This is a genomic window from Nocardioides sp. 503 (genome assembly GCF_004522095.1).
In the GTDB taxonomy this organism is placed as follows: Bacteria; Actinomycetota; Actinomycetes; order Propionibacteriales; family Nocardioidaceae; genus Nocardioides.
This window is the reverse complement of record NZ_SPUI01000006.1, coordinates 186,573-212,535: the sequence shown is the minus strand read 5'-3', so window position 1 is coordinate 212,535 and position 25,963 is coordinate 186,573. Positions and strand designations below refer to the sequence as shown.

At 72.6% G+C, this 25,963-nt stretch carries 23 protein-coding genes; 9 read left to right on the top strand and 14 right to left on the bottom strand.

The genetic code is table 11. The features are described from left to right. The first annotated feature begins 17 nt into the window (after positions 1 to 17). From mgrA to E4622_RS18465, 3 genes are all read left to right on the top strand, one after another. Positions 18 to 1,073 carry an L-glyceraldehyde 3-phosphate reductase gene (gene mgrA, locus E4622_RS18475; protein ID WP_134741715.1) on the top strand — a complete coding sequence of 352 codons (1,056 nt, stop codon included), beginning with the start codon at positions 18 to 20 and terminating at the stop codon, positions 1,071 to 1,073. Between the two features lie 72 nt (positions 1,074 to 1,145). Then, the gene (locus E4622_RS18470) at positions 1,146 to 2,177 is read left to right on the top strand and encodes an ATP-binding cassette domain-containing protein (RefSeq protein WP_134741714.1); all 1,032 of its coding nucleotides are present in this window, start codon (positions 1,146 to 1,148) and stop codon (positions 2,175 to 2,177) included. Further along, positions 2,174 to 3,016 carry an ABC transporter permease gene (locus E4622_RS18465; RefSeq protein ID WP_134741713.1) on the top strand — a complete coding sequence of 281 codons (843 nt, stop codon included), beginning with the start codon at positions 2,174 to 2,176 and terminating at the stop codon, positions 3,014 to 3,016. The genes E4622_RS18470 and E4622_RS18465 overlap by 4 nt, the downstream gene beginning before the upstream one ends. A 105-nt stretch (positions 3,017 to 3,121) precedes the next feature. Here E4622_RS18465 and E4622_RS18460 read toward each other — a convergent pair whose 3' ends face one another. From E4622_RS18460 to E4622_RS18445, 4 genes are read right to left on the bottom strand one after another with little or no spacing between them, the layout of a single operon-like run. Next, positions 3,122 to 6,244: a BTAD domain-containing putative transcriptional regulator gene (locus E4622_RS18460; protein WP_134741712.1), complete on the bottom strand. Its 3,123-nt coding sequence runs from the start codon at positions 6,242 to 6,244 to the stop codon at positions 3,122 to 3,124. Between the two features lie 4 nt (positions 6,245 to 6,248). Continuing rightward, complete coding sequence (gene pheT / locus E4622_RS18455) at positions 6,249 to 8,729, bottom strand: phenylalanine--tRNA ligase subunit beta (protein ID WP_134741711.1); 2,481 nt, start codon at positions 8,727 to 8,729, stop codon at positions 6,249 to 6,251. Between the two features lie 3 nt (positions 8,730 to 8,732). Then, positions 8,733 to 9,851: a phenylalanine--tRNA ligase subunit alpha gene (gene pheS / locus E4622_RS18450; RefSeq protein WP_134741710.1), complete on the bottom strand. Its 1,119-nt coding sequence runs from the start codon at positions 9,849 to 9,851 to the stop codon at positions 8,733 to 8,735. A 54-nt stretch (positions 9,852 to 9,905) separates the two neighbouring features. Next, positions 9,906 to 10,940, bottom strand: coding sequence for a LacI family DNA-binding transcriptional regulator (locus E4622_RS18445; protein WP_134741709.1), 1,035 nt, complete (start codon positions 10,938 to 10,940; stop codon positions 9,906 to 9,908). Between the two features lie 91 nt (positions 10,941 to 11,031). Here E4622_RS18445 and E4622_RS18440 point away from each other — a divergent pair, with 91 nt between their 5' ends. Beyond that, on the top strand, positions 11,032 to 11,868 hold the full coding sequence (locus E4622_RS18440; RefSeq protein ID WP_134741708.1) for a phytanoyl-CoA dioxygenase family protein: 837 nt from the start codon (positions 11,032 to 11,034) through the stop codon (positions 11,866 to 11,868). 99 nt (positions 11,869 to 11,967) lie between these two features. On the opposite strand, the gene E4622_RS18435 is transcribed toward E4622_RS18440, so the two are convergent. The 4 genes from E4622_RS18435 to E4622_RS18420 are packed head-to-tail and all read right to left on the bottom strand — an operon-like array spanning position 11,968 to position 16,695. Further along, complete coding sequence (locus E4622_RS18435) at positions 11,968 to 12,975, bottom strand: ABC transporter permease (protein ID WP_134741707.1); 1,008 nt, start codon at positions 12,973 to 12,975, stop codon at positions 11,968 to 11,970. Continuing rightward, on the bottom strand, positions 12,972 to 13,979 hold the full coding sequence (locus E4622_RS18430) for an ABC transporter permease (RefSeq protein WP_209022011.1): 1,008 nt from the start codon (positions 13,977 to 13,979) through the stop codon (positions 12,972 to 12,974). Before E4622_RS18430 ends, E4622_RS18435 begins: the two co-directional genes overlap by 4 nt. Beyond that, entirely contained in the window at positions 13,976 to 15,610 is a 1,635-nt protein-coding gene (locus E4622_RS18425; RefSeq protein ID WP_209022010.1) for a sugar ABC transporter ATP-binding protein, read from the bottom strand. Before E4622_RS18425 ends, E4622_RS18430 begins: the two co-directional genes overlap by 4 nt. Before the next feature lie 8 nt (positions 15,611 to 15,618). After that, the gene (locus E4622_RS18420; RefSeq protein ID WP_134741706.1) at positions 15,619 to 16,695 is read right to left on the bottom strand and encodes an ABC transporter substrate-binding protein; all 1,077 of its coding nucleotides are present in this window, start codon (positions 16,693 to 16,695) and stop codon (positions 15,619 to 15,621) included. Positions 16,696 to 16,931: 236 nt separating this feature from the next. On the opposite strand from E4622_RS18420, the gene E4622_RS18415 reads away from it, so the two are divergent. After that, complete coding sequence (locus tag E4622_RS18415) at positions 16,932 to 17,747, top strand: DeoR/GlpR family DNA-binding transcription regulator (protein WP_134741705.1); 816 nt, start codon at positions 16,932 to 16,934, stop codon at positions 17,745 to 17,747. A gap of 27 nt (positions 17,748 to 17,774) precedes the next feature. Here the strand turns inward: E4622_RS18415 and E4622_RS18410 are convergent, their stop codons facing one another. The 6 genes from E4622_RS18410 to E4622_RS18385 all read right to left on the bottom strand — a co-directional run bounded on the left by E4622_RS18410 (position 17,775) and on the right by E4622_RS18385 (position 21,899). After that, entirely contained in the window at positions 17,775 to 18,830 is a 1,056-nt protein-coding gene (locus E4622_RS18410; RefSeq protein ID WP_245156106.1) for an ATP-binding protein, read from the bottom strand. Between the two features lie 9 nt (positions 18,831 to 18,839). Beyond that, positions 18,840 to 19,652, bottom strand: coding sequence for an RNA methyltransferase (locus tag E4622_RS18405; protein WP_134741743.1), 813 nt, complete (start codon positions 19,650 to 19,652; stop codon positions 18,840 to 18,842). Next, a complete protein-coding gene (gene rplT / locus E4622_RS18400; RefSeq protein ID WP_134741704.1) occupies positions 19,649 to 20,041 on the bottom strand; it encodes a 50S ribosomal protein L20 in 393 nt (130 codons plus the stop codon). Before rplT ends, E4622_RS18405 begins: the two co-directional genes overlap by 4 nt. A 78-nt stretch (positions 20,042 to 20,119) precedes the next feature. Continuing rightward, complete coding sequence (gene rpmI / locus E4622_RS18395) at positions 20,120 to 20,314, bottom strand: 50S ribosomal protein L35 (RefSeq protein ID WP_091026162.1); 195 nt, start codon at positions 20,312 to 20,314, stop codon at positions 20,120 to 20,122. A 78-nt stretch (positions 20,315 to 20,392) separates the two neighbouring features. Beyond that, positions 20,393 to 21,058, bottom strand: coding sequence for a translation initiation factor IF-3 (gene infC, locus E4622_RS18390; protein WP_348537012.1), 666 nt, complete (start codon positions 21,056 to 21,058; stop codon positions 20,393 to 20,395). A gap of 346 nt (positions 21,059 to 21,404) precedes the next feature. Further along, positions 21,405 to 21,899, bottom strand: coding sequence for an SseB family protein (locus tag E4622_RS18385; protein WP_134741702.1), 495 nt, complete (start codon positions 21,897 to 21,899; stop codon positions 21,405 to 21,407). A 97-nt stretch (positions 21,900 to 21,996) separates the two neighbouring features. Here E4622_RS18385 and E4622_RS18380 point away from each other — a divergent pair, with 97 nt between their 5' ends. From E4622_RS18380 to E4622_RS18365, 4 genes are all read left to right on the top strand, one after another. Beyond that, a complete protein-coding gene (locus E4622_RS18380) occupies positions 21,997 to 22,422 on the top strand; it encodes a cellulose synthase (protein ID WP_134741701.1) in 426 nt (141 codons plus the stop codon). Continuing rightward, positions 22,422 to 23,657 (top strand): amino acid deaminase/aldolase, encoded by a 1,236-nt coding sequence (locus E4622_RS18375; protein ID WP_134741700.1) that lies wholly within the window; start codon positions 22,422 to 22,424, stop codon positions 23,655 to 23,657. The genes E4622_RS18380 and E4622_RS18375 overlap by 1 nt, the downstream gene beginning before the upstream one ends. Before the next feature lies 1 nt (position 23,658). Beyond that, positions 23,659 to 24,213 (top strand): AAA family ATPase, encoded by a 555-nt coding sequence (locus tag E4622_RS18370; RefSeq protein ID WP_245156105.1) that lies wholly within the window; start codon positions 23,659 to 23,661, stop codon positions 24,211 to 24,213. Positions 24,214 to 24,274: 61 nt separating this feature from the next. After that, the gene (locus tag E4622_RS18365) at positions 24,275 to 25,957 is read left to right on the top strand and encodes a sulfatase (RefSeq protein ID WP_134741699.1); all 1,683 of its coding nucleotides are present in this window, start codon (positions 24,275 to 24,277) and stop codon (positions 25,955 to 25,957) included. Positions 25,958 to 25,963: the final 6 nt, after the last annotated feature.

Here is a 25,963-nt window from a genome sequence, read left to right as displayed (position 1 = left end):
TGCGGCAGGATCGCTCCATGACCACGCCCGAGCCCTACCGCGCCGCCGACGACCGCTATGACTCCCACGCCTACCGCCGCTGCGGCCGCTCCGGCCTGCAGCTGCCCGCCGTGTCGCTGGGCCTGTGGCACAACTTCGGCGACGACAAGCCGATCGAGACCCAGCGCGCGATCCTGCGCCGCGCCTTCGACCGCGGTGTCACCCACTTCGACCTGGCCAACAACTACGGCCCGCCCTACGGCTCCGCGGAGACGAACTTCGGCCGGATCTTCCGCGACGACTTCCGCCCCTACCGCGACGAGCTGGTGATCTCGACCAAGGCCGGCTACGACATGTGGCCCGGCCCCTACGGCGAGTGGGGCTCGCGCAAGTACCTCCTCGGCTCGCTCGACCAGAGCCTGGCGCGCATGGGCCTGGACCACGTCGACATCTTCTACAGCCACCGCTTCGACCCCGAGACCCCGCTCGAGGAGACGATGGGTGCGCTGGCCACGGCCGTGCAGTCCGGCCGGGCGACGTACGCCGGCATCTCGTCCTACTCCGCGGAGCGCACCCGCGAGGCGGCCGGCCTGCTGCGCGAGATGGGCGTGCCGCTGCTGATCCACCAGCCGTCCTACTCGATGCTCAACCGCTGGGTCGAGGAGCCCGCCGACGACGGCGCCTCGCTGCTGGACGTGCTGGGCGAGGAGGGCGTGGGCTGCATCGCGTTCTCCCCGCTGGCCCAGGGCATGCTCACCGACCGCTACCTCGACGGCATCCCCGAGGACTCCCGCGCCGCGCAGGGCAAGTCGCTGGACCCCTCGCTGCTCACCGACGAGGCCGTCGCCCACATCCGCCGGCTCAACGAGATCGCCCAGGGCCGCGGCCAGTCGCTCGCACAGCTGGCGCTGGCGTGGGTGCTGCGCGACGCGCGGGTCACCTCGGTGCTGATCGGCGCCAGCAGCGTCGCCCAGCTCGACGACAACCTCGCGGTCCTGGACAAGCTCGAGATCACCGACGAGGAGCTCGACGCGATCGAGCAGGACGCGGTCGACTCCGGCATCAACCTCTGGTCGACGTCCTCGGACGCCTAGCGTCCGGCGGCGGGGAGAGACGTGAAACCGGCGTGAAGGCGGCCTGAAACCGGTCCGCCCCACGCTGGTGGCATGACCACACCTCTCTCCCCCGGCTCGCACGAGCCGGCCGTCCAGGCCACGGGCCTGGTGAAGACCTTCGGCAGCAACCGCGCCGTCGACGGGATCGACCTCGAGGTCGTCCGCGGCGAGGTGTTCGGCGTGCTCGGCCCCAACGGCGCGGGCAAGACGACCATGCTGCAGATGCTGGCCACCCTGCTGACGATCGACGCCGGCGAGGCGCGCGTCTTCGGCAAGGACGTCCGGCGCCAGCCCCACGTCGTGCGGCAGCTGATCGGCGTGACCGGGCAGTACGCCTCGGTCGATGAGAACCTCACGGCCTCGGAGAACCTGCTGCTCTTCGGCCGGCTCCACGGGCTGGGCCGCCGGCGCTCGCGCGTCGTGGGCGCCGAGCTCCTGGGGCAGTTCGGGCTCGAGGACGCCGCCGACCGCCCGATCTCGCAGTTCTCCGGCGGCATGCGCCGTCGCCTCGACCTCGCGGTCAGCCTGATCACCCGCCCGCCGCTGATCTTCCTCGACGAGCCCACGACCGGGCTGGACCCGCGCACCCGCGGCCAGATGTGGGGCACGATCCGCTCGCTGGTCGCCGAGGGGTCGACGGTGCTCCTGACCACCCAGTACCTCGACGAGGCCGACCAGCTCGCGCACCGGATCGCGGTGATCGACCGCGGGCGCAAGGTCGCCGAGGGCACCCCCGACGAGCTCAAGAGCCAGGTGGGCAGCTCGACGCTCCAGCTGCGCCTGGCCGACCCGACGCGCACCGCCGCCGCGGTCGACGTCGTACGCCGGGTGGCCGGCGACGAGCCGGTCCTGACCCCCGAGGCGGGTGGCATCAACGTCCCCATGCGCGACGCGAACCTCGCCGCCGACGTCCTCATCGGGCTGCGCAGCGAGGACCTGCTGATCACCAGCGCGACCGTGCAGAAGCCCACGCTGGACGAGGTCTTCATGACGCTCACCGGCCACGGCGCCGAGGACGGCGAGCCGCGCCACGACGCGGACCACGAGACCGAGACCGACCGAGACCTGGAGGCAGCCCGATGACCACCACCCTGGAGCACCCGACCACCCCGTCCGTCTCGCAGACCCTGGCGGGCGTGGACGACCTGTCGGCCCACCCCTCGCTGGCGGACACGCTGAGCCAGACCATGGCGCTGGCGTGGCGGGCCACGATGAAGATGCGACGCAACTTCGAGCAGATGTTCGACGTCACCATCCAGCCGATCCTGTTCACCGCGATGTTCGCCTACATCTTCGGCGGCGCGATCTCCGGCGACGTCGACGCCTACCTCCCCCTCATCATCACCGGGCTGATCGGCCAGACCGTGCTCACCGCCTGCATCGCCACGGGCGTGCAGCTGCGCGAGGACATGGACAAGGGGGTCTTCGACCGCTTCAAGTCGCTGCCGATCGCGCGCATCGCCCCGCTGGCGGGGCCGATGGTGGCCGACATGCTGCGCTACCTCATCGCGTCGGTGCTGACGTTCACCGTCGGGATCGCCATGGGCTACCGCCCCGGCGGTGGCGTCCTCGGCGTCGCAGGGGCGATCGTCCTGGCCGTGGTGGCCGGCTGGTCCATGGCCTGGATCTTCGCGTGGTTCGGCACCATCGGCCGCAACGCCCAGGGCGTGCAGGGGATCTCGATGATGGTGATGTTCCCGCTGACGTTCCTGTCCAACGCGTTCGTGCCGACCCAGACCATGCCCAGCTGGCTGCAGGCGTTCGCGGACGCCAACCCGGTCTCGCTGGTCATCAACGCGATCCGCGACCTCGCCAACGACGGCGCCGTCACCGCCCACGTCGGCTGGGCCGTGCTCGGTCTCGCCGTCGTGGTCGCGATCTTCGCCCCGCTGACCGTGCGGTCCTACTCGAAGCGGATGTAGCCGGGCGCGGCCGGGTGGGTCGTGTGCCGCAGGCTGCGTCCCCGCACTGCCTCCGGCACACGACCCGCCTGCCGGCTCCCCCGCACCTGCCCCACGAGGCCACAGCTACAGGGTCGCCACCAGCTCCCGCGCCTCGTCGAGGAGGTCGGGGCCGCGGCGCTCGCCGTACTCGGCGAGGACGCGGTCGAGCTCGCCGGGCGCGAGCCGCTCGGCGACCTCGGCGACGGGGTCCCAGGCCAGGCTGGGCGAGTAGCGGCTGTAGGAGAAGAGGCGCGCCAGCACGACCAGGTGGACCGCGTCGGGCGTCGGCGTCGTCTCGCGCAGCAGGCCCCAGGCGCCGACGGCGAAGAGCACCATGCCGGCGGTGGGGTACTCCAGCGGCTGCCGCTCGGCGTCGAGGAGCAGCTGCGCCTTGATCCGCAGGGTGTCGAGCAGGTCGCGCCCCTCGTCGCCGCGCCCGTGCCGGGCGTAGGCCACGGTGGCCGCGGTCTCGCCGAAGATCGTCCACGGCTCCAGACCCGTCGGCTTGCCCAGGCCCGGGAACGAGAGGCCGCGCAGCTCCTCGACGGTCGTACGGAAGAGCGACAGCCCCCTGGCCGTCTCGCCGCGGGCCAGCTCCAGCTCGGCCTTGCAGGCGGTGATGATGACTCCGGACCCGAAGCCGGCGGTGTTGTAGCGCTCGAGCTCCTTGATCTGGTCCACGATCCCTTGGGCCTCGTCGAAGCGGCCGGCCTCGATGGCGGCGTTGGCCAGGATCGACCGGGTCGAGATCGCGTCGTCGTAGGCCTCGAGGCGGTCGAGCACCGGGATCGCGGCGAGCGCGTGGAGGGCCGCCTGCTCGGTGTTGCCGGTCTGCGCGTGCAGCCCGGCGAGCTGGGTCTCCACCAACGTCCGGTTCCACGGCCCGTCGTCCTCGCCCCACAGCGACAGGGAGCGGTCGGCGAGCGCGAGCGCCCCCTCGATGTCGCCCTTCCCCTCGCGCTGGTGCATGGCCCACTGGTGGGCCAGGGCGGCCAGGTGGTGGTCGGGCGACTCCAGGAGGTCGTCGGCCTCCGGCAGCGGCCACATCGGGTCACCGGGGGCGTAGAGGCGCATGACGGCCACCACGGCCCGGGTCACCGGCAGGCTCGCGAGGTCCCCGTAGTCGTCGAGCAGCGCCCGGCAGGCCGCGGGGATGTCCGCCAGGGCGATCATCGTGTTGGTCGCCAGGATCGCGGCGGCACCCACGGCGTCGTCCACCAGGTCCGGGGTCGGCTGCCACCCGTCCAGCAGCTCGTCGACGGCGGCGCACAGGGCGAGCAGGCGAGGGTGCTCGCCCTTGATGTTCCAGTAGTGGCCCAGCGACGCCACCAGCCGCAGCGCGGTGGGTCGCTCGCCGCTCGCGAGCGAGAGGCGCAGGACATCGGCGAGGTTGCCCTCCTCCCGGGCGAGCGCGTCCATCACCTCGAACTGACGGGCGGAGAAGAGCTCGACCGTGACGTCGGCGGTGTAGCCGCGCGCCCAGGCGAGCTGGGCCGCCAGCGCGTCGGCCTCCTCCCCCGACTCCACGAGGCGCCGGCGACCGAACTCGCGGACGGTCTCGAGCATCCGGTAGCGCACGGTCCCCGCGGCTTCGGCGACGCTCAGGAGGGACTGGTCCACGAGCGTCTGCACAGCGGTGAGCCCGTCGCCGGGCAGGACGGTCTCGGCGGTGTCCAGCGTGAAGCCGTCGTGGAAGACCGAGAGCCGGGCGAGCGCGTCGCGCTCGGGCCGATCGAGGAGGTTCCACGACCAGTCGATGACCCCGAGCAGGGTCTGGTGGCGGTCGGGCTTGCTGCGGTCGGCGCCGTTGAGGAGCCGGAACCGGTCGTCCAGGCGCGCGGCGACGTCCTCCACCGACATCGCCCGCACCTTCGCGGCGGCCAGCTCGAGGGTCAGCGGGAGCCCGTCGAGCCGCGCGACCACCCGGCGTACGGCGTCGTCGTCCAGCTCCACCCCCGGTCGGGCGGCCCGGGCCCGCTCGACGAACAGCTGGCGGGCGGCGTCCTCGTCGAGCTGGGCCAGCGGGAAGACCCGCTCGGCGGCGATGCCCAGCGGCGACCGCGTGGTGGTGAGCACCCGCAGCCGCCCGCACGTCGCCACCAGGAAGGCCACCAGGTCGGCGACCGCGGTGATGACGTGCTCGCAGTTGTCGAGGATCAGCAGCGTCGGGGCCTGGTCGAGGTGGGCCGCGATCCGCGAGCGCACGTCGCCGAGCTGGGCGGCGCTGAGCACCCGGCGCCCGCTCACCGAGTCGCGGACGCCCAGGGCCGAGCCGACCTCGACCACCACGTCCTCCGCGGAGGTGACGCCGACGAGCTCCACGAAGTGCACGACCTGCTGCTCGGCCTCGCGCCCGAGCAGGTGCGCCAGGCGGGTCTTGCCCAGCCCGCCGGGTCCCAGGATCGAGGTCACCCGCGCCTCGCGGACCGCCGCGCGCAGGGCCCGGAGGTCGTCGTCGCGACCGACCAGCGAGGTGGCCTCGAAGCGCAGCCCCGCCCGCACGGGGTTGTCGGCGGCGAGGAGCTCGGCGTGCACCGCCTGCAGCAGCGGGCCGGGGTCCACGCCCAGCTCCTCGGCCAGCCGGCTGCGGTGGGCGCCGTAGCGCAGCAGCGCGGCGGGCGCGCCGTGCACGGCCAGCTCGCTGCGCAGGAGCGCCGCCATGGTGGCCTCGTCGGGCACCGGGAGCTCGGTGAGGTGCCGCAGGGCCTCCGCGTGGTCGCCGAGCACGGACGACGTCCGACCCAGCACGGCTCGAGCGGCGACGAGCCGCTCCCGGGCCTCGGCCCGCAGGTCCTCCACGGCCCCGGGCGCGCCCGGGCCGGCCACGGGGGTCGCGACCGCGGCGGCGGCGCGGTCGCGCGCCGTCACCGCGTCGCCGTGGCCCTCGGCACGCCGGGCCTCCTCGAGCAGGACGCCCAGCTCGAGGGCGTCCACGTCCTGGGCGGGGAGCCCGAGCGCGTAGCCCTGCTCCGTGCGCCGTACGGCGTCGGGCGCGGTCTGCGCGCGGACCCGGGACACCACCACCTGCAGGGCCTTGGCCGGGACGGCCGGCCGGTCGTCGGCGCCCCAGACCTCCTCGACCAGGGTCGCGTCCCCCACCGTGCGGCCGCCGGCGGCCACCAGCGCGGCGAGCAGCGCGTGCGCCCGCTCGCCGGTGACCGGCGCACCGTGCCAGGTGACGCCGTCCAGCAGGGCCAGCACGCTCATCCCATCAGCGCTGGACCGCGCCGCACCTGGCCGCGGCGACGGCGACCGCCGCGTCGCGGGCGGCGCCGGTGTCCTCCTCGGTGAGGGTCCGGTCGGGGGCCCGGAAGCGCAGGGCGAAGGCCAGCGACTTGCGGCCCTGACCGACCTGGTCGCCGGTGTAGACGTCGAAGAGCCGGATCGACTCCAGCAGCTCGCCCGCACCCTCGCGCAGGGCGTCCTCGACCGCGGCCACGGTGGTGGCGGCGTCGACGACGAGGGCGACGTCCTCCTTGGCCAGCGGGTAGGTCGACAGCTCGGGGCCGGCGACCACGTCCACGGCGCGGCTCATCAGGTGGTCGAGGTCCAGCTCGAGCGCGGCGCTGCGCGCCGGCAGGCCGAAGGCCTTGCACACCGTGGGGTGCAGCTCGCCGGCGTGGCCGATCTCGACGCCGTCGACCTCGAGCCGCGCGCAGCGGCCCGGGTGCCACGGCGCGCGGGCGGCGGAGACGACCTCCAGCGCGACACCGAGGTCGGCGGCGAGCCGGCGCACGAGCGCGATGCTGTCGGCCCAGCCGCTCTCGCGACCGGCGCCCCACCACCCGGGCCGCTCGGCCTCGCCGGAGAGCACCACCGCGAGGAAGAGCGGCTGGCGCGGCAGGACCTCGAGCAGCTTGTCCAGCTCGGCGTCGCTGGGCCGCAGGTCGACGCCGTAGATCGGCGCGGGACCGCGGTCGACCGGGAAGGCCACCGTGCCGGTCTCGAAGAGCGACACCCCGCTCGCGCCGCGACCCAGGTTGCGGGCCGCCGCCTTGAGGAGCCCGGGCAGGAGCGTCGTCGTGTAGGACGGCTCCTCCGAGGAGATGGGGTTGGCCAGCGTGACGGTGCGGCGCAGCACGTCGTCCGGCGGCAGGCCGAGGTCGTCGAAGGTGGCCTCGCCGACGAACGGGAAGCTCACCACCTCCACGCACCCGGCCCCGGCGAGGAGCCGGCCGACGCGACGGCGCAGCCGCTGCTCGCGGGTGAGGCCACGGCCGGCGGCCTCGCGCGGCAGCACCGAGGGGACCTGGTCGTAGCCGACGACGCGCGCGACCTCCTCGACGAGGTCGTAGGGGTCGGTGACGTCGGGGCGCCAGGTCGGCGGGACGACGGTCAGCCGCTCGCCCTCCACCGTGACGGCACAGCCCACGGCCTCCAGGTGGGCCACCGTGGTCTCCGCCGGGATCGGGATGCCGCTGATCCGGGCCGGGAGGTCGGCGTCGATCTCGATCGTGGGCGAGGACGGGACCACCCCGACCAGGGTGGCGCCGGGCTCGACCGTGCCGCCGCCGTACGTCGTCAGCAGCTCGGCCACACGGTCGGCCGCGACCGCGGGCAGGAGCGGGTCGACGCCGCGCTCGTTGCGCTTGCCGGCCTCCGAGGACAGCTTGTGGCGCTTGCCGGTGCGGAACATCGAGACGGCGTCCCAGTGGGCTGCCTCGATGACGACGTGGGTCGTCGTCTCGGAGAGCTCGGTGGTCGCACCGCCCATCACGCCGGCCAGGCCGATCGGGCCGGAGCCGTCGACGACGACCAGGTCGTCCGAGGACAGGACCCGCCGGGTGCCGTCGAGGGTCGTGAGCCGCTCCCCCTCGGTGGCGCGGCGCACGTGGAGCGCGCCGTCGAGCTTGTCGCCGTCGTAGCCGTGGATGGGCTGGCCGAGCTCGAGCATCACGTAGTTGGTGACGTCGACGCCCAGCGAGATCGGGCGCATGCCGGCCTGCGTGAGGCGCCGGGCCATCCAGCCCGGCGTCGGGGCGGTCGCGTCGAAGCCGGTCACGCGGCGCGCCGCGAAGACCGGGCACCCCGCGGGGTCGTCGATGATCACGGGGTAGCCATCGGCGTCCGGCTCGGGCACCTCGCGCACCGCCGGGTCCCGGAACGGGACCCCGAAGGCGAGGGCGGCCTCTCGCGCGACGCCGCGCAGGGACAGGGCGTAGGCCCGGTCGGGGTTGATCTCGAACTCGATGATCTCCTCGTCGAGGCCGAGCACGCCGAACGCGCTGTCGCCGGGCTCGCCGGCGTCGGCCGGCAGCACGATGATCCCGTCGTGGTCCACCCCGAGGCCGAGCTCGGCCGCCGAGCAGATCATGCCGGCCGAGACGTGGCCGTAGGTCTTGCGCGCGGAGATCGCGAAGCCGCCGGGCAGCACGCCGCCGGGCAGGACCACGACGACCAGGTCGCCGGGCGCGAAGTTGTGGGCGCCGCAGACGATGCCCTGGGGCTCGCCGGTGCCGCTGGCCTCGCCGACGTCGACGGAGCACCAGTTGATGGTCTTGCCGTTCTTCTGCGGCTCGGGCTCCATCGTGAGCACGCGGCCGACCACGAGCGGCCCGGTGATCGCCTCGCCGGGGCGGTCGATCGCCTCGAGCTTGAGCCCGAGGGCGGTCAGCCGCTCGGTGAGGGCGTCGGTGGTGACGTCGGCGGGCAGCTCGACGAGCTCCCTGATCCAGGAGACGGGGGTCTTCATGCCTCAGAGCTCGCTTCCGAAGGCGGTGGTGAAGCGGACGTCGCCCTCGAAGAGGGCGCGCAGGTCCTCGAGGCCGTGGCGGAACATCAGCGTGCGGTCGATGCCCATGCCGAAGGCGAAGCCGGAGTAGCGCTCGGGGTCCACCCCGCAGGCCACCAGCACCCGGGGGTTGACCACGCCGCAGCCGCCCCACTCGATCCAGCCCTCGCCGCGGCAGGTCCGGCAGGTGACCATGACGTCGCCGTCGGCCACCACGGCGGCGCCGCGGCACACGAAGCAGACCAGGTCGACCTCGGCGCTGGGCTCGGTGAAGGGGAAGTACGACGGCCGGAAGCGGGTCGTGATGCCCTCGCCGAACATGGCGCCGGCGAAGTGGTCCAGGGTGCCCTTCAGGTGGGCCATCGAGATGCCCTCGTCGATGGCGAGGCCCTCGACCTGGTGGAACATCGGGCTGTGCGTGGCGTCGTACTCGTCGGTGCGGAACACCCGCCCCGGGCACACGACGTAGATCGGAGGCTCGCGCGTCAGCATCGTGCGCGCCTGCACCGGGGAGGTGTGGGTGCGCAGCACCAGGTGGTCCTCGGCCGGCGAGGTCCAGAAGGTGTCCTGCATCGTGCGGGCGGGGTGGTCGGGCCCGAGGTTGAGGGCGTCGAAGTTGAGCCACTCGGCCTCGATGACGGGACCCTCGGCGACCTCCCAGCCCATCGCGACGAAGATGTCGGCGATCAGCTCGGACCCGGTCGTGATCGGGTGGCGGGCACCCACGGGCAGCCGGTCGGTCGGGACCGTGACGTCGACGGTCTCCTCGACCAGCATCCGCTCCTCGTGCTCGGCCTCCAGGACCGCGAGCCGGGCCGCGAGGGCCTGGTTGACGGCCCCGCGGGCCTGGCCGAGCCGCTGCCCGGCCTCCTTGCGGGCCTGGGGCGGCAGCGCCCCGATCTCGCGGTTGGCCAGCGCCAGCGGCGAGCGGTCCCCCACGTGCTCGAGGCGGGCCTGCTTGAGCTGCTCGAGGTCGCCGGCCGCGGCGAACGCCGCCAGCGCGGCGTCGCGGGCGGCCTCGACCTCTTCGGGCTGCAAGGTGCTGACCTCCACGGGGTCGAAGTCGGTATTGGGTCCGGACACGAGGTGAAGTCTAGGAACGTCGCCGGGCGCGGCGCGAACGGGTTGTCCCGCGTCTCATCCGGCGGCTCCCCCGGGGGCCGCCCCAGGTGCCGGCGCGCTCTCGCGCACGAGCAGCCGGTGCGGCACCACCAGGTCGCGCCCGGGCAGCTCGTGGTCGCGCATGCGCTCCTCGAGGCAGGTGAGGACGAGCTCGGCCAGACGGGGCTTGTCGGGCGCGACGGTGGTGATGCTGGGCACGGCGTAGCGCCCGGCCTCGATGTCGTCGAAGCCGACCAGGGCGACGTCCTCGGGCACCCGCAGCCCGAGGTCCGCGCAGGCGCGCAGGGCGCCGAGCGCCAGCTGGTCGGTGAAGCAGAACAACGCGTCCGGGAGCTCGTCCAGCTGGGCGAGCCGCTGCATCGCCCCCACCCCGTCCTCGTGGTGGAGCCGCTCCACGGCGACGTGCAGGCGCTCGTCGTCCGGGACGCCGGCCTCGGCCAGGGCGTCGCGGTAGCCGGCCAGGCGCTGACGCGCCGTCTCGTTGCGCAGGTGCGGCTGGAGGCCGACGGCGGCGATGCGCCGCCGACCGGAGGCGAGGAGGTGGCGGGTGGCGGTGTCGGCCGCCAGCCGGTTGTCGACGGCGACGTGGTCGACGGTCCCGACGCCGGGCTGCTCGCCCAGCATCACGACCGGAGGTGCCGCCGAGCGGCGGGAGATCTCGTCGGCGGTCATGGACCACGGGCTGAAGATCACCCCGTCGACGCCCTGGCCCCGCGCACCGTCGAGGAGCTGGCGCTCCCGGGGTCCGCTGCCGTCGGTCTGCTCGATGTGCACTGTCCAGCCGCGCGCCTCGGCGGCCCGCACGACGTGGGCGGCCAGCTCGGCGAAGTAGGGCGAGTCGATCTCGGGGACCACGAGGCCGATGACCTCCGAGCGGCCCCGGCGCAGCGCCCGCGCGGCGACGTTGGGGCGGTAGCCCAGCTCCTCGATGGCCGCCTGGACGCGCTCGCGCGTGCCCACGGCGACGACCTCGGGGGTGTTGACGACGTTCGACACCGTGCGCACCGACACCCCGGCCCGGATGGCGACGTCCTTGAGATTCGCCGGCATGAATTCACCACCTCCGGGGCACAGGCTATTGCAACGTGGCATTGCAACGTTGCAAACTAGGGGACGACACCCGGAACGAACAGGAGCATCCATGACGACCACCGCAGCACTCGACGTCCCGATCGACACGGACGCCATCTCCTCCGCCATCCAGACCGACGGCATCACCGCCGCCAAGCAGGCCTTCTCGCGCGAGTGGGTCGAGCAGCTCCGCGAGGACGTGGAGGCCGCCTTCACCGAGGCCCGCTCCCGCGAGGGCGGCGCAGTCGGGCGGGGACCCAACCGCTACTACGTGGAGATCCACCCCGAGGCCCTGCGCGGCTTCGTCGACCTGGTCGACCACCCGTGGGTCCGCGCGGTCTGCGAGACCGTCCTCGGCCCCGACTACCAGATCGTGGAGGTCGGCTTCGACATCCCGTTCGCCGGCGCGGTCAACCAGCCGTGGCACCGCGACTTCCCCAGCCCGCGCGAGACGCTGGAGGAGCGCCGGCTCACCTCGCTCGCCTTCAACGTCACCTGCGTCGACACCGAGGAGGACATGGGTCCCTTCGAGGTCGCGCCCGGCACCCACTGGGACACCGGCGAGGACTTCAAGCACGGCATGTTCCCGGACAAGTCGGCCTACTCCCGCTACGAGGAGCTGGCCGTGCGCAAGTACCCGCAGATGGGCGACATCTCCGCGCGCTCCGCGCTGACGGTCCACCGCGGCACCCAGAACCACTCGCAGAAGTCGCGTCCGGTCCTGGTCCTGGGCATCGACGCCCCCGGCGCCGGCAACGACGAGAAGCACGACCTGGCCGTCACCCGCGCGTTCTGGGAGGCGCTGCCCGAGCGGGTGCGCCAGCACCTGTCGTGCCCGGTGGTCGACGAGCTCACGCCGATCACGCAGAAGCACACGATCGAGGGCCTGGTGATGGGCGAGGCCTGAGCCTCACCCCCACGCCCCCGCACGCGACGACGCCCGCCACCTGGTCAGGTGGCGGGCGTCGGTGCTTCTCGACGCGTCCGGGATGCGGCGTCGAGGTCGCTAGGTGCGCTCGGCGCGGGTCAGCCACCGCTGGAGCGTGACGACGCCCAGCAGGATGGTGCCGCTGACCACGGCCTGCCAGTCGGAGTCGAGCGACCCGACCTGGTTGATGACGTTCTTGATGACCTGCAGCAGCAGGACCCCGATCAGGCTGCCGAGGATCGTGCCGGCGCCCCCGGTGAGCAGCGTGCCGCCCAGGACGACGGCGGCGATGGCCTCGAGCTCGAGGCCGACGCCGAGGATCGTCACGCCCGAGGAGGTGTAGGAGGCGATCATGATACCGCCGAAGCCGGCCAGCAGCGCGGAGGCGACGTAGGTGAGCACCTTGGTGCGGGCCACCGGCAGGCCCATCAGCTCCGCGGCGTCCTCCTGTCCCCCGATCGCCAGCACCGAGGCGCCGTAGGACGTGCGGTGCAGGACCAGCGCGCCGATCGCGAAGAACAGCACGACCAGCAGGACGGGGTAGGGGATGCCGAGCAGGTCGTTCTGGGCGAGCTTGCGGAACGCCGAACCGGCCGGGACCTTGTAGGTCTTGGCCCCCTCGTCGGTGAGCAGGAGCAGCAGCCCGCGGGCGAAGAGCAGTCCGGCCAGCGTCACGATGAACGGCGGCAGCCCGCCGCGGGCGATCACCAGGCCCTGCACCAGGCCGATGAATCCGCAGACGCCCAGCGGGAGCGCGAAGGCCACGAGCGTGCCGTGCTGGGAGCCCCAGGCGGCCAGGACCCCGCCGAGGGCGAAGACGCTGCCCACCGAGAGGTCGATGCCGCCGGTCATGATCACGAACGTCATGCCCAGCGCGAGCATGGCCAGGAACGACGCCTGCACCGCGATGCCGGTGAGGTTGCCCCGGCTCAGGAACGAGTCGAAGCTGAAGCTGGCGACCACCATGACGAGCACGAAGATCGCGAACGCGCCCTGGCGCTGCACGAGCGCGGCGAACCGCGCCCTCGAGGCCATGGCGGCCTCCGGCGAGTTGGTCGTCGCGGGGTCCACCTCGGTGGTGCTCATGTCGTCCTCGACTTTCGGGTGGTGCCGCGGCCCAGCTGCACGTAGACCGCCGCGATCACGATCACGGCCTGCACGATCTGGGCCCAGGAGTCCTGGATGTTGTGGAAGATCAGCGTGGCCGTGATCAGCTGCATGAGCAGCGCGCCGGCGACGGTGCCGAGGATGCGCACCTGGCCACCGGAGAGCGGCGTGCCGCCGATGACGACCGCGGTGATGGCGGAGAGCTCCATCAGCAGCCCGAGCTTGGTCGGGTCGCTGGCCTGCGAGCGCGCGGCCAGCAGGATGCCGGCCATCGCCGCGAGCAGGCCCGAGACGACGTACGTCGTCACCAGGACGCGCTTGACCGGCAGCCCGGCCAGCTCGGCGGCGAGCTTGTTGCCACCGATGGCGACCAGCTGGCGGCCGTAGGTGGTCCGCCGCACGACCAGGCCCACGATGACGGCGATGACCGCCGCGATGGCGACGACGTAGGGGATGCCGAGGATGCTGCCGGTGCCGAGCTCGCGGAAGCCCTCGTCTCGGATGCTCTTGATCTGCCCGCCGAACAGGTTGGCGACGCCGCGCCCGGCCACCATCAGGCCCAGGGTGGCCACGATCGGCTGGACGCCGACGTGGGCGACCAGGACGCCCGCGATCAGACCCACCACGACGCCCGCGAGGAGCGAGATGCCGATCGCGAGACCGGTGCCGTAGCCGATGTAGAGCGGGATCAGTGCCGCGGCGAGCGCCATGACGGCGCCGACGGACAGGTCGATGCCCTCGGTGCCGATCACCAGCGCCATGCCGAGCGCCACGATCAGCACCGGGGCGACCTGGACCAGCTGCAGGCGCAGGGTCCCCTCGGTGGCGAAGTTGTCGGTGAACACCAGGTTGAAGAGCAGCAGCAGCGCCAGCGCCACGAAGACGCCGTTGCGCCGCACCCAGTCGCTGTCGACGCGGCGGCTGCGGCCGGTGGCCTCCGGCGCGGGGGCCCCGGTGGTGGTGGGGCTCACGGTGTCGGTCACGACGCCTCTCCTTCGCTGGGGGTGGCGCTGTCGGTGGCGCTGTCGGTGGCGCTGTCGGTGGCGCTGTCGGTGGTGTCGTCGCCGGCCCGGTCGCCCGCGAGCGCCCGGAGCAGCTCGGAGCTGCTCAGGTTGCTGCTGTCGAGCTCGGACCGGGCGGAGCCGTCGTGCAGGACGACGATGCGGTCGGCGCCCTCGACGAGCTCGTCCATCTCGCTGGAGATCAGCACCACGGCGAGGCCCTGCTGGGCGAGCTCGTCGATCAGCGCCTGCACCTCGCTCTTGGCGCCGACGTCGATGCCACGGGTCGGCTCGTCGAGCAGGAAGACGGTGGGCTCGGTGCAGAGCCAGCGCGCGATCAGGACCTTCTGCTGGTTGCCGCCGGAGAGCTCGCGCACCTTCTGCTGCGGGCTGGAGGCCTTGATCTGCAGCCGCCGCATGAACGTCTCGACGAGCGCGTCGATCTTGCTCTCCGAGACCACGCCGCCCCGCGACATCCGCGGCAGCACCGCCAGCGCGATGTTGTCACGCACCGAGAGGTCGGGGATGATCCCCTCCGCCTTGCGGTCCTCCGAGAGCAGCGCGATCCCGGCCCGCAGCGCGCCGCGCACGGAGTTGGGCCGCACCTTCTTGCCGGACACCGTCACCTCGCCACCGTCGGTGTGCATGGCGCCGTAGATCGCCTTGACGGTCTCGCTGCGCCCCGACCCGAGCAGGCCGGCCAGGCCGACCACCTCGCCGGGACGCACCGTGAGGTCGATGCCGTGCAGGCGGTTGCGCACCTCGATGCCGGAGACGACCATGGCCGGCTCCTCGCCGCGTCGGTGGGACTCCCCGAACTCGGTCGCACCCTCGGAGGCCACCTCCTCCACGTCGCGCCCGAGCATGCTCGAGACCAGCTCGAGCCGGCTCATCTCGGCCAGGGACCCGGTGTGCACCCAGCGGCCGTCGCGCAGGATCGTCACGCGGTCGCAGAGCTCCCAGAGCTCGTCGAGCCGGTGCGAGACGAACACCAGGCCCACCCCGCGGTCGCGCAGCCGCCGGGCGACGGTGAACAGGGTGGTCACCTCCTTGGCCTCGAGCGAGGACGTCGGCTCGTCCATGATCACGACCCGGCTCTCGACCGACATGGCGCGCGCCAGCGCGACCATCTGCTGCGCACCGAGACCGAGCCGGCCCAGCTCCTTGGTGACGTCGAGGTCGATCGTCAGCTCCCGCATCAGCTCGCGGGCCTGCTGGTTCATTGACCGGACGTCGATCAGGCCGAACCGGTTGCGCGGCTCTCGGCCCAGGAAGATGTTGCGGGCCACGCTGAGCAGCGGGACCAGGTTGACCTCCTGGTAGATCGTGGAGATGCCGACGTCCTGGGCGTCCGAGGGACCCCGGAAGTGCCGGGTCTCCCCCGCGTAGCGCACCTCCCCCGCGTCGGGGGTGTAGACGCCGGTGAGGACCTTGATCAGCGTGGACTTGCCGGCGCCGTTCTCGCCGACGAGCGCGTGGATCTCGCCGGGGGCGAGCTGGAAGTCCACGCCGCGCAGGGCGTGGACGCCGCCGAAGGTCTTGGTGACCCCGACCGTCTCCAGGACGGGGTCACCGGTGCCTCGCGCCGGGGTGGTGGTGGTCGTGGCGGTCACGCGACTCCTCAGAAGGCCTTGCTCAGGTCCTGCTCGGCGTTCTCCGAGGTGTACTCGTCGTCCTCGATGATGACGTCCTCGGGGATCTCCTCGCCGGCGTAGAACTTGGTCATCGTCTCGAAGGCCAGCGGGCCGAAGCGCGGGTTGGACTCGATGACGGCGTTGATGTCGCCGTCGACGATGCCCTGGACGGCGTTGCGGGTGCCGTCGATGGAGACGATCTTGATGTCCTCGCCCGGGTCCTTGCCGGCCGCCGAGACGGCGGTGACGGCGCCGAGCGCCATCTCGTCGTTGTGGGCGTAGATCGCCGTGATGTCGGGGTTGGACTGCAGCAGCTGCTCGGTCACCGTCTGGCCCTCGTCGCGGGCGAAGTTGGCGGTCTGCTCGACGACGATCTCGAGGTCGGGGTACTCCTTCTCGACCTGCTCCTTGAAGCCGGCGTTGCGCTCGTCGGTCACGTTGTTGCCCGAGGAGCCGAGCAGGATGGCGACCTTGCCCTCACCGCCGGTGGCCTCGTTCATGGCGTCGGCCGCGCGCACGCCCTGGTCGTAGAAGTCCGAGCCGAGGAAGGCGACGTAGTCCGAGCAGGACGTGTTGGTGACCTTGCGGTCGATCGTCAGCACCGGGACGCCCTTCTGCTTGGCCGCGGCGAGGGCCGGGTCGAGGCCGTCGGAGTTGACCGGCGCGACGATGAGCATCTGGACGCCCTGGTTGAGCATGTCCTGGATGTCGGCGATCTGCTTGGGCAGCTCGGCGTTGGCGTTGGTGACGATCAGCTTCTTGACGCCGGCGTCCTTGGCCGCGCTCTTGATCGAGGCGGTCTCCGCGGCGCGGAAGGCGGCCGTGTCGGGCTCGGACTGGGAGAAGCCGACGACGGCGCCCTTGAGGTCGAGCTTGGTGGCGCCGTACTTGTCGAGGGTGCAGCCGGGGCCCGAGGCCTCGCTCTCCTTGACGACCTGCTTGTCGTCGCCCGCGGGCTGGTCGCTGGCGGAGTCGTCGCCGGAGTTGGTGCAGCCGGCCAGTGCCAGGCTCGCGGTGGCGGCGACCGCCAGCGTCTTCCAGGCCGAGAATGTCGTGCTCGTCATGAGGTGCTCCTTGGAAACGTCCGGGCAGGGGATGAGACAGCCGTCACACACGGGCTCGACGTAAGCAAACATGCCCGAACAAAAAAGCGCAATCACCCACACGGGCGAACTCCGAAAGATTGACAGTGTGCGGATCTGCTTGAATGTGACCCAGGCCACCCGGCAGACTCACCTCAAGCAACGGATCCGCGCAGTTCCGCACACGGGCTCCCCGCCTGCCGACCCCAGGAGTCGCCATGCTCGCCGCCGAACGTCAGACCCGGATCCTGCACGAGGTGGAGCACCGCGGCGCCGTGCGGGTGACCGAGCTCGCCCGACTGCTCAACGTCTCCGACATGACCATCCGGCGCGACCTCGACACCCTCGCCGCCCAGGGACAGCTCGCCAAGGTGCACGGCGGCGCCACGGTGACCGGCGGCGGCAAGCCGAGCACCGACGAGCCCGGCTTCGAGGCCAAGTGGGCGCGCCAGACCGCCGAGAAGGAGGCGATCGCCGCCGCGGCCGCGGCCCTCGTGGAGCCCGGGTCGGCCGTGGGACTCTCCGCCGGCACCACCACCTGGACGCTGGCGCACCACCTGCGCGACATCCCGGGCCTGACGGTGGTGACCAACTCCATGCGGGTGGCCGAGGTCCTGCACAAGGGCGGTGAGGAGACGCCCAACGTCGTCCTGACCGGCGGCGTGCGCACCCCTTCGGACGCGCTGGTCGGCCCGGTCGCGGTCTCCTCCCTGCGGCTGCTGCACCTCGACGTGGTCTTCCTGGGGGTCCACGGCATGAACGCCCGCGCCGGCTTCACCACGCCCAACCTGCACGAGGCCGACACCGACCAGGCGCTGGTCGCCGCCGGTCAGCGGCTCGTGGTGCTCGCCGACCACACCAAGTGGGGCATCATCGGCATCAGCACGATCGTCCCGCTCGACCAGGCCGACGTCGTCGTGAGCGACGAGGGGCTCTCGCAGGAGGCCCGCACGATGATCGCCGAGGCCGGCGCCGAGCTCGTCCTCGCGCCGTACGTCGCCCCGCGGCCCGCCGAGGAGAGCCGCACCGGCTGAGCGGGCGCGGGTCGCGCGGGCCGCGGCTCAGAGCATGCTGCCGGCGGGCCAGACGAGCACGACCCGGGCGCCGCCGCCAGGCGCGTCGGCGATGGTGACGGTGCCGCCGTGGGCGCGGACCAGGCCGTTGACGAGGTAGAGGCCCAGGCCGGAGCCGCCGCTGACTCCCCCGCGCCAGAACTTCGTGAACACGCGGCGTCGCAGCTCGGCGGGGATGCCCTCGCCCTCGTCGTCGACGGTGAGCTCGACGCCCGGCGCCTCGGCGGTGTCCGGGAGCGGCGCCAGGCGCACGGAGACCCGGCCCTCGCCGTGCCGCACGGCGTTCTCGATCAGGTTGGTGACGACCTGGGTGAACTTGTCCGGGTCGACGTTGACCTGCGGCAGCGCGCCGGCCACGTCGAGCTCGATCTCGCGCGAGGTGCCCGCGGCCACGGACTCCGCGATGCGGCGCACCAGGACCTCGGCGTCGGAGGGCCGCGGGTGCAGCTGCAGGCGGCCGGTGTCGATGCGGGCGACGTCGAGCAGCTCGGCGATGAGGCGGCTGAGCCGGTCGGAGTCGGCGTGGACCGTCGTGAGCATCAGCTTCTTCTGCTCGTCGGTGAGCTTGTCCCAGCGGTTGAGCAGCGCCTGCACGAAGCCCTTCACACCGGTCAGCGGCGAGCGCAGCTCGTGCGCCACGGTGGCGACCAGGTCCGAGCGCTCCCGGTCCAGCCGGGCCCGGCCGCGTCCGGAGCGGATCGTCACCGCCACCTGCGACACCGGCTCGCGCAGCGACGGCCGCTCGATGCGGGCCGCCACCAGCACCTCGGTGCCGTTGGGCAGCAGCCACGACTGCTCGGGGACGGCGGTCCGGGTGACCAGACCGCCGTACGGCGCGTTGGCGGCGTACCAGGCGGTCCCGTCGTGGTCCTGCAGCGCGAGGACCTCGGCCAGGGGACTCCCGGTCAGCCCCTCGACCTCTCCCCCGAGCATCCGCGCGGCCAGCCGGCTCACGAGGACGACGGTGCCCTGGCCGTCGGCGACGACGACGCCGTCGGGCAGGGCGTCGGCGAGGGCCTGTGCGCTCACGATGCCCTCGACCATGCGTGCACCCTACGAGAGCGGTCGGTCCCCGGCGGCGCGGCGCTGGGTCGTGGCGGAGGCGTAGAGGCACAGGGCCGCGGCGGTCGAGAGGTTGAGGCTCTCCGCCCGGCCGTGGATGGGGATCGACACCCGGTGGTCGGCCAGGGCGACCAGCTCGGGCGGCAGCCCCCACGCCTCGTTGCCGAACAGCCAGGCGGTGGGGCCGGCCAGCAGCTCGCCGGCCTCGAACAGGTCGACGTCGCCGGCACCGTCGGCGGCCAGCACGACGAGTCCCGCGGCCTGGGCGGCGCGCACGGCGGACGCGGCGTCGTCGGTGACGGCCACCGGGAGGTGGAAGAGGCTGCCGACGCTGGCCCGCACGGTCTTGGGGTTGTAGGGGTCGACCGAGCTACCCGTGAGAACGACGGCGCCGGCGCCGGCCGCGTCCGCCGAGCGGATCACGGTGCCGGCGTTGCCCGGGTCGCGGACGTCGGCGCAGATCGCCAGCAGCGCCGGCGCCGGGTCGAGCAGGTGCTCGAGCGGCCGGTCCAGGGAGCGGCAGACCGCCACCACACCGGCGGGGTTGACGCTGTCGCTGAGCCCCGCCATGGCCCGGTCCTCGACCAGGGTCCAGACCGGCGCGGCCGACGCGAGGTCGGCGTACTGCTCGGTGGCCGCGGGGGTCGCGAACACCTCCACCACGCAGCCGGGCACGCCCAGCGCCCCCTCGACGGCCTTCGGGCCGTCGGCGAGGAACAGCCGCCGCTCGGATCGCTCCGAGCGGCGGCTGAGCTTGCGCGTGTCCTTGAGCCGGGCGTTGCCCGACGTCAGCGGGGTGTTCAGGCCGTGGCCTCGACCTTGGGCGCGTTGACGTCCTCGGGCAGGGCCGCGCGGGCGGCCTCGAGGATCGCGGTGAACGCGGCCGGATCGTTGACGGCCAGGTCGGCGAGGATCTTGCGGTCGACCTCGATGCCGGCCAGGTTCAGGCCCTGGATGAAGCGGTTGTAGGTCATGCCCTGCGCACGCGCGGCGGCGTTGATGCGCTGGATCCACAGCTTGCGGAAGTTGCCCTTGTTCTTGCGGCGGTCGTTGTAGCTGTAGACGAGGGAGTGGGTGACCTGCTCCTTGGCCTTGCGGTACAGACGCGAGCGCTGGCCGCGGTAGCCGGCGGCGCGCTCGAGGGTGGTACGGCGCTTCTTCTGGGCGTTCACTGCCCGCTTGACGCGTGCCATGGTGTTACTCCTTGGTGCTGAAGGGGTGCTGAAGCTGCTCGATCGAGGGTCCTCGACCAACGCGCTGGTGGACGAGGATCAGATGCCGAGCATCTTCTTGACGCGCTTGGTGTCGTTCTTCGCGACCGTCACCGTGCCCGTCAGGCGGCGCGTGACCTTGGAAGCCTTCTTCTCCAGGTTGTGGCGCTTGCCTGCCTTTTCGCGCAGGATCTTGCCCGAGCCGGTCACGCGGAAGCGCTTGCCGGCACCGGAGTGGCTCTTGTTCTTCGGCATGGTGTCTCTCTCTTTCGGTCGTGGTCGCGCGGGCGCGACCCGATCGGCTGCTGGCCGGCGTGTCCGCCGGCCCGGGTCTCAGGCCTCGATCTCGGGATCGAGGTTCTCGGAGCGGCCGCGCTCCTTCTTCTGGGCGACGGGGCCGGCCGCGTGGGCGGCGTCGCGCTCGGCCTTCTCGGCGTCCACGACGGCGGCACGCTCGGCCATCTTGGTCTCCTTGTCGGCGAGCATGTCGACCTTGGCGTCGGCCTTCTTCTTGTGCGGGCCGAGCACCATGATCATGTTGCGGCCGTCCTGCTTGGGCGAGGACTCGACGAAGCCCAGCTCCGTGACGTCCTCGGCCAGGCGCTGCAGCAGGCGGAAGCCCAGCTCGGGGCGGTGCTGCTCGCGTCCACGGAACATGATCGTGATCTTGACCTTGTCGCCGGCGCGCAGGAACCGCACCACGTGACCCTTCTTGGTCTCGTAGTCGTGCGCGTCGATCTTGGGACGAAGCTTCATCTCCTTGATGATCACGTTCGTCTGGTTCCGGCGCGCCTCACGGGCCTTCTGGGCGTTCTCGTACTTGAACTTCCCGTAGTCCATGAGCTTGCACACGGGCGGCTTGCCCTGAGGAGCGATCTCGACGAGGTCGAGGTCGGCCTCCTGGGCCAGCTTGAGGGCCTGGTCGGTCGGCACGATGCCGACCGTCTCGCCGTTGGGTCCGACGAGGCGGACCTCGGGAACCCGGATCCGCTCGTTGATACGAAGCTCGGTGCTGATATTTCCTCCAGTGTGTTCGGGGCCCGGGAGTCCTGAAATGGAAAAAGGCTCCCGCTTGTCTCAAGCGGAAGCCAGTCGCATCGCGTCCACCCGTCAGGCTTCTGCGACTCCGTAGGCTTCGGGATCACGCGTGCGGCGAGCGCTCGCGCGAGGCCGGAGCCTGCGGGACCGGACCCGACGACCTGTGTCGGTCGATGCGGGTGGGAGACGATGAAGCTGACTCCGCTTGTGTGATCGGTCCAGTTTCCTGGACTGATCGGTCAACACCGCATGCTATCCGACTATTCCGCCGCGCGCCCAATCGCCCGCCTGAGCGGCGCCGGGCAGCTCACTCCACCCTCCAGGCGGAGCGGTCGCCGACCCGGGTCAGGGTCCATCCCGACGCGACCCCCAGCAGGTCGTCGCCCTCGAGCACGAACGTCGCCGGCCCCGCGAGGTCGACGACCAGCGCGGCGGCTTCCTCCTGGAGCGCCGACTGCGCGGCCGTCTGCGCCGACACGGGCACCGGGCGGGCCTCGGGGTTCCAGGCGGCCAGCGTGTCGGTGCCGGTGAAGGCGAGCATCGCCAGGCGACCGTCGGCGCCCTCGAGGAGCACCGCCGCCATGTCGCTGGTCTTGTCGTGGGCCAGGCCGTGCTCGTCGACCTCGACCTCGCCCAGCACCGCGACGACCGGGACCAGGAGGCGGGCCGCGGCCAGGGAGGCCAGGGCGGCGACCTGGGTGTCCGGCCCGCCGTCGTACGCCGCCAGCGCGGCGCGCAGCGCCGGGTCGCCCTCCCCCGTGTCGTCGGGGAAGCCGGGTCCGAGGAGGCGTCGTTCGCTCACCCCACCATTGTGGAGCGTGCGGGTGGGCCACGCCCACGCGGGCGGCGCTGCGGGGCGTCGCGGGGAGCCGCGCTCGCGCTTGTGCCAGGCTGGACGGATGGACGACGTGACGTGGGGAGCGCTCGCGCTGGTGCTCACCGTGCTGGGCGGCCTCTGGACCTGGTTCGCCTACCGACGTCGCGGCCTGCCGGCCGCGCTGAAGGGCGCCGGTCTCACGCTCCTGCCGTTGGCGGCCTACCTCACCAAGACCTTGCGGATGCTCACCCGCATCGGTGACGCGGTGGCCGACTGGGCCGCCTCGCTGGTGTTCAGCCCGCTGGTGTGGGTGGGCGTCGGCGTCGCGGGCCTCGCCGTGGTGCTGTTCGGCGCGGGCCGCGCCCTCGAGGCGCGCTCCGGTGGCGATCGTCCCGCCCGGCGCGAGCGCGCCGCCCTCCCGGAGGGCTCCCCCGCCCGCGGCAAGCCCGCGATCGACGACGACCTGGCCGACATCGAGGCGCTCCTGCGCAAGCGAGGGATCAGCTGATGCCCACCCCGACCCCGTCCGGCTCCGCCGCCGTCGAGCGCAACCGCCTGTGGGCGCGCCTCAACGCCGCCGTCGCCGCCGAGGGCGAGCCGCTCGCCTCTCCCCTGGTCGTCGTCGACCTGGACGCCTTCGACGCCAACGCCGACGACCTGCTGCGCCGGGCGGCCGGCAAGCCCATCCGCGTGGCGTCCAAGTCGCTGCGGGTGCCGGCCCTGCTGCGCCGCGCCCTGGCCCGCGACGGGTTCGAGGGGATCCTCGCCTACACGCTGCCCGAAGCCCTGTGGCTGGAGGAAGAGGGGCTCAGCGACGACATCGTCGTCGCCTATCCCACGGTCGACCGACGGGCGCTCACCCGGCTCGTCGAGTCGCCCCGCGCGGCCGGCCGGATCACCCTGATGATCGACGACGTCGCCCACCTCGACCTCGTCGACTCGGTGCGCGCGTCCCACGCGGTGCCGATCCGGGTCTCCATCGAGATCGACGCCGGTCTGCGCCTGGGCCGCCAGCACGTCGGCCCCAAGCGCTCGCCGCTCTACGACGCCGCGGGGGTCACCCGCCTCGCGCGCGCGGTCGTGGACCGCCCGGGCTTCCGCCTCGTGGGCGCCATGACCTACGAGGGACAGGTCGCCGGGCTGCCCGACGACGTCCCCACGGCGCGGGCCCGCTCCCTGGTCGTACGCCGCCTCAAGTCCATGTCGCTGACCCAGCTGGAGGTCCGACGCCGCGAGATCGCCGAGGCCCTCTCGGGCATCGCGGAGCTGGAGTTCTGGAACGCCGGCGGCTCCGGCTCGGTGGCCGACACCGTCGCGGACCCCGTCGTGACCGAGGTGGCGGCCGGCTCGGGGCTGCTCGTGCCCGGCCTCTTCGACCACTACCGCTCCTTCGAGCCACGCCCGGCGGCGTTCTACGCCCTACCCGTCGTGCGTCGCCCCTCGCCCGACGTGGCCACCGTGCACGGCGGCGGCTTCGCGGCCTCGGGCCCCGCCGGTCCCGACCGGCTGCCCGTGCCCTGGGCGCCCGCGGGCCTGCACCTGACCGGCCTCGAGGGCGCCGGCGAGGTGCAGACGCCGCTGACCGGACCCGCCGCGGCGCTCCTGGAGATCGGCGACCTGGTGTGGTTCCGGCACGCCAAGTCCGGCGAGCTCTTCGAGCACACCAACCTCGTCCACCTGCTCGCCGGTGACCGCCTGGTCGAGCAGGTCCGGTCCTACCGTGGCCACGGGCTCGCCTTCTGACGTGGCGCGCCGGGTCCACGACCTGGCGCTGCGGCGCTCCCCCTCGCTGGGTCACGGGCGCCTGGTCTGCGTCGACGGACCGGCCGGGTCCGGCAAGACCACACTGGCCGCCGCGCTGGCGGCCCTCGCAGGCGCCACGGTGGTGCACATGGACGACCTCTACGACGGCTGGCACGGCCTGTCCCGGGTCGGCGACCAGCTGGACGCACTGCTCGTGCCCCTGTCGACGGACGAGCCCGGCACCTACCGGCGCTACGACTGGGACCTCGAGGAGTACGCCGAGACCGTGACCGTCGGCCCCTCCCCCCTCCTGGTCCTCGAGGGCGTCGGCTCCGGCTCGCGCGAGCACGCCTCGCTGTGCACCGCGCTGGTGTGGGTGGAGGCGCCCGACGGCCTGCGGCTGCACCGCGGCCTGGTGCGCGACGGTCCGCAGCTCGAGCAGCAGTGGCTGGACTGGATGGCCGACGAGGCCGAGCACTTCGCCGCCCAGGACACCCGCGCCCGCGCCGACGTGCTCGTGGACGGCACCGGCGAGAGCGCGCCGCAGCTGCCGTGACCGGGCCGCGCCGCGGCGGGGCAACCAAACTCGACCGATCCGCGTCACTTAGGTTGTGACCGTGACTTCCTCGACGGCACGGCGCCTCGCCGTCTGCGTGACCGTCTGCGCCGCGCTCGTCGTCGCCCTGCTCGTGTGGCGGAGTGTCCACGCCGAGCCGAGCGACGCCGACTTCCCGCAGACCACCGGCCACGGCGCGGCCTTCGACGGCGCCACCGGCCCCAACGTCGTCGTGGTCATGGCCGACGACATGCGCGCCGACGACCTGATGTTCATGCCCTCGATGGGCGAGCTCGTCGGCGACCACGGGCTGACCTTCCAGAACTCCTTCTCCCCCTACCCCCTGTGCTGCCCGGCCCGCACGTCGTTCCTCACCGGCCGCTACGCCCACAACCACCACGTCTACTGGCACGAGGAGCCCTACGGCTACGGCGCCTTCGACGACTCCAAGACGATCGCCACCTCGCTCCAGGCCGCCGGCTACGAGACCGGCTACATCGGCAAGTACCTCAACCGCTACGGCCCGGCGAAGTCCAAGGTCAGCGGCGGCCCGTCGTACAAGTACGTCCCGGAGGGCTGGACCGACTGGCGCGCCTCCATCGACCGCGTGGAGGGCGTGGGCGTCCACGGCAGCACCTACGACTACATGGACACCCCGTTCAACGTGAACGGCAAGGTCGACAACCGCTACAAGGGCGACTACAACACCGACGTCATCGGCGACTTCTCCGTCGAGATGGCCCAGCGGTTCGCGAAGCAGGACAACCCGTTCTTCATGATGGTCAACTACGTCGCCCCCCACAGCGGCGGCCCGATCGAGGACGACGACCCGGCCTCCTACCTGGACGTCGGCACGCCGGCCGTGCCCAAGTCCGTGCGGGGCCGCTTCGACGACCTGATCACGCGTGGCTCCGGCATGCCCAAGGACGGCGGCCCGAGCGAGGCCGACATCTCCGACAAGCCGCGCGCGTTCAGCGAGGACCCCGAGCCCGACGCGCAGCTGCGCGAGGCGATCGCCGAGTCGACGCGCCAGCGCGCCGAGGCGATCTCGGTGATGGACGGTCAGGTCGAGCGCCTGATCAAGGAGCTCAAGCGCAGCGGCGAGTGGGACGACACCGTCTTCATGTTCACCTCCGACAACGGCTTCTACCTCGGCGAGCACCGCCGTCGCGGCGGCAAGGTCCGCGCCCACGAGCCGTCGCTGCGGGTGCCGTTCGTGGTGACCGGCCCCGGCATGCGCGAGAAGGCCGACCGCAACGACCCCATCACGACCATCGACATCTCCGCCTCGATCCTCGACCTGGCCGACGCGGAGCCGCCGTACGCCGCCGACGGCACGAGCCGGCTCACCACGATGCGCCGCGGCGACCAGGGCTGGGTGACGCCGGTCGTCAACGAGGCCACCAACACCGGGCGGCTGGGTCCGCGGCCGCGTGGCTTCAGCGGACCGCGCACCTCGATCGGCATCCGCACCGCCCGCTACTCCTACATCCGCAGCGCGACCAGCGAGGACGAGCTCTACGACCTGCAGCGCGACCCGCTGGAGATGGAGAACGTCGACGACGCGCCGGCCTACGCCGCCGTGCGGCGCAGCCTGCTCAAGGTCTGGTGGAAGACCCGCAACTGCGTCGGCGCGGAGTGCCAGGTCCCGCTCCCACCCGCGCTCCGGGCCGACCCCGCCACCGAGGCCGCCCTCACCACGACCTACTGGGACAGCATCCGCGAGGCCTACGGGTTCGAGTAGGGGTTT

Excerpts from the sequence above, each read along its gene's own strand:
- E4622_RS18440 (WP_134741708.1), top strand. The coding sequence starts at position 11,032 with ATGACGACCACCGCAGCACTCGACGTCCCGATCGACACGGACGCCATC.
- E4622_RS18420 (WP_134741706.1), bottom strand. The coding sequence starts at position 16,695 with ATGACGAGCACGACATTCTCGGCCTGGAAGACGCTGGCGGTCGCCGCC.
- E4622_RS18375 (WP_134741700.1), top strand. The coding sequence starts at position 22,422 with ATGCCCACCCCGACCCCGTCCGGCTCCGCCGCCGTCGAGCGCAACCGC.
- E4622_RS18380 (WP_134741701.1), top strand. The coding sequence starts at position 21,997 with ATGGACGACGTGACGTGGGGAGCGCTCGCGCTGGTGCTCACCGTGCTG.
- pheT (WP_134741711.1), bottom strand. The coding sequence starts at position 8,729 with ATGAAGACCCCCGTCTCCTGGATCAGGGAGCTCGTCGAGCTGCCCGCC.
- rplT (WP_134741704.1), bottom strand. The coding sequence starts at position 20,041 with ATGGCACGCGTCAAGCGGGCAGTGAACGCCCAGAAGAAGCGCCGTACC.
- E4622_RS18470 (WP_134741714.1), top strand. The coding sequence starts at position 1,146 with ATGACCACACCTCTCTCCCCCGGCTCGCACGAGCCGGCCGTCCAGGCC.
- E4622_RS18460 (WP_134741712.1), bottom strand. The coding sequence starts at position 6,244 with ATGAGCGTGCTGGCCCTGCTGGACGGCGTCACCTGGCACGGTGCGCCG.
- E4622_RS18445 (WP_134741709.1), bottom strand. The coding sequence starts at position 10,940 with ATGCCGGCGAATCTCAAGGACGTCGCCATCCGGGCCGGGGTGTCGGTG.
- E4622_RS18435 (WP_134741707.1), bottom strand. The coding sequence starts at position 12,975 with ATGAGCACCACCGAGGTGGACCCCGCGACGACCAACTCGCCGGAGGCC.
- E4622_RS18465 (WP_134741713.1), top strand. The coding sequence starts at position 2,174 with ATGACCACCACCCTGGAGCACCCGACCACCCCGTCCGTCTCGCAGACC.
- mgrA (WP_134741715.1), top strand. The coding sequence starts at position 18 with ATGACCACGCCCGAGCCCTACCGCGCCGCCGACGACCGCTATGACTCC.
- E4622_RS18410 (WP_245156106.1), bottom strand. The coding sequence starts at position 18,830 with ATGGTCGAGGGCATCGTGAGCGCACAGGCCCTCGCCGACGCCCTGCCC.
- rpmI (WP_091026162.1), bottom strand. The coding sequence starts at position 20,314 with ATGCCGAAGAACAAGAGCCACTCCGGTGCCGGCAAGCGCTTCCGCGTG.
- E4622_RS18415 (WP_134741705.1), top strand. The coding sequence starts at position 16,932 with ATGCTCGCCGCCGAACGTCAGACCCGGATCCTGCACGAGGTGGAGCAC.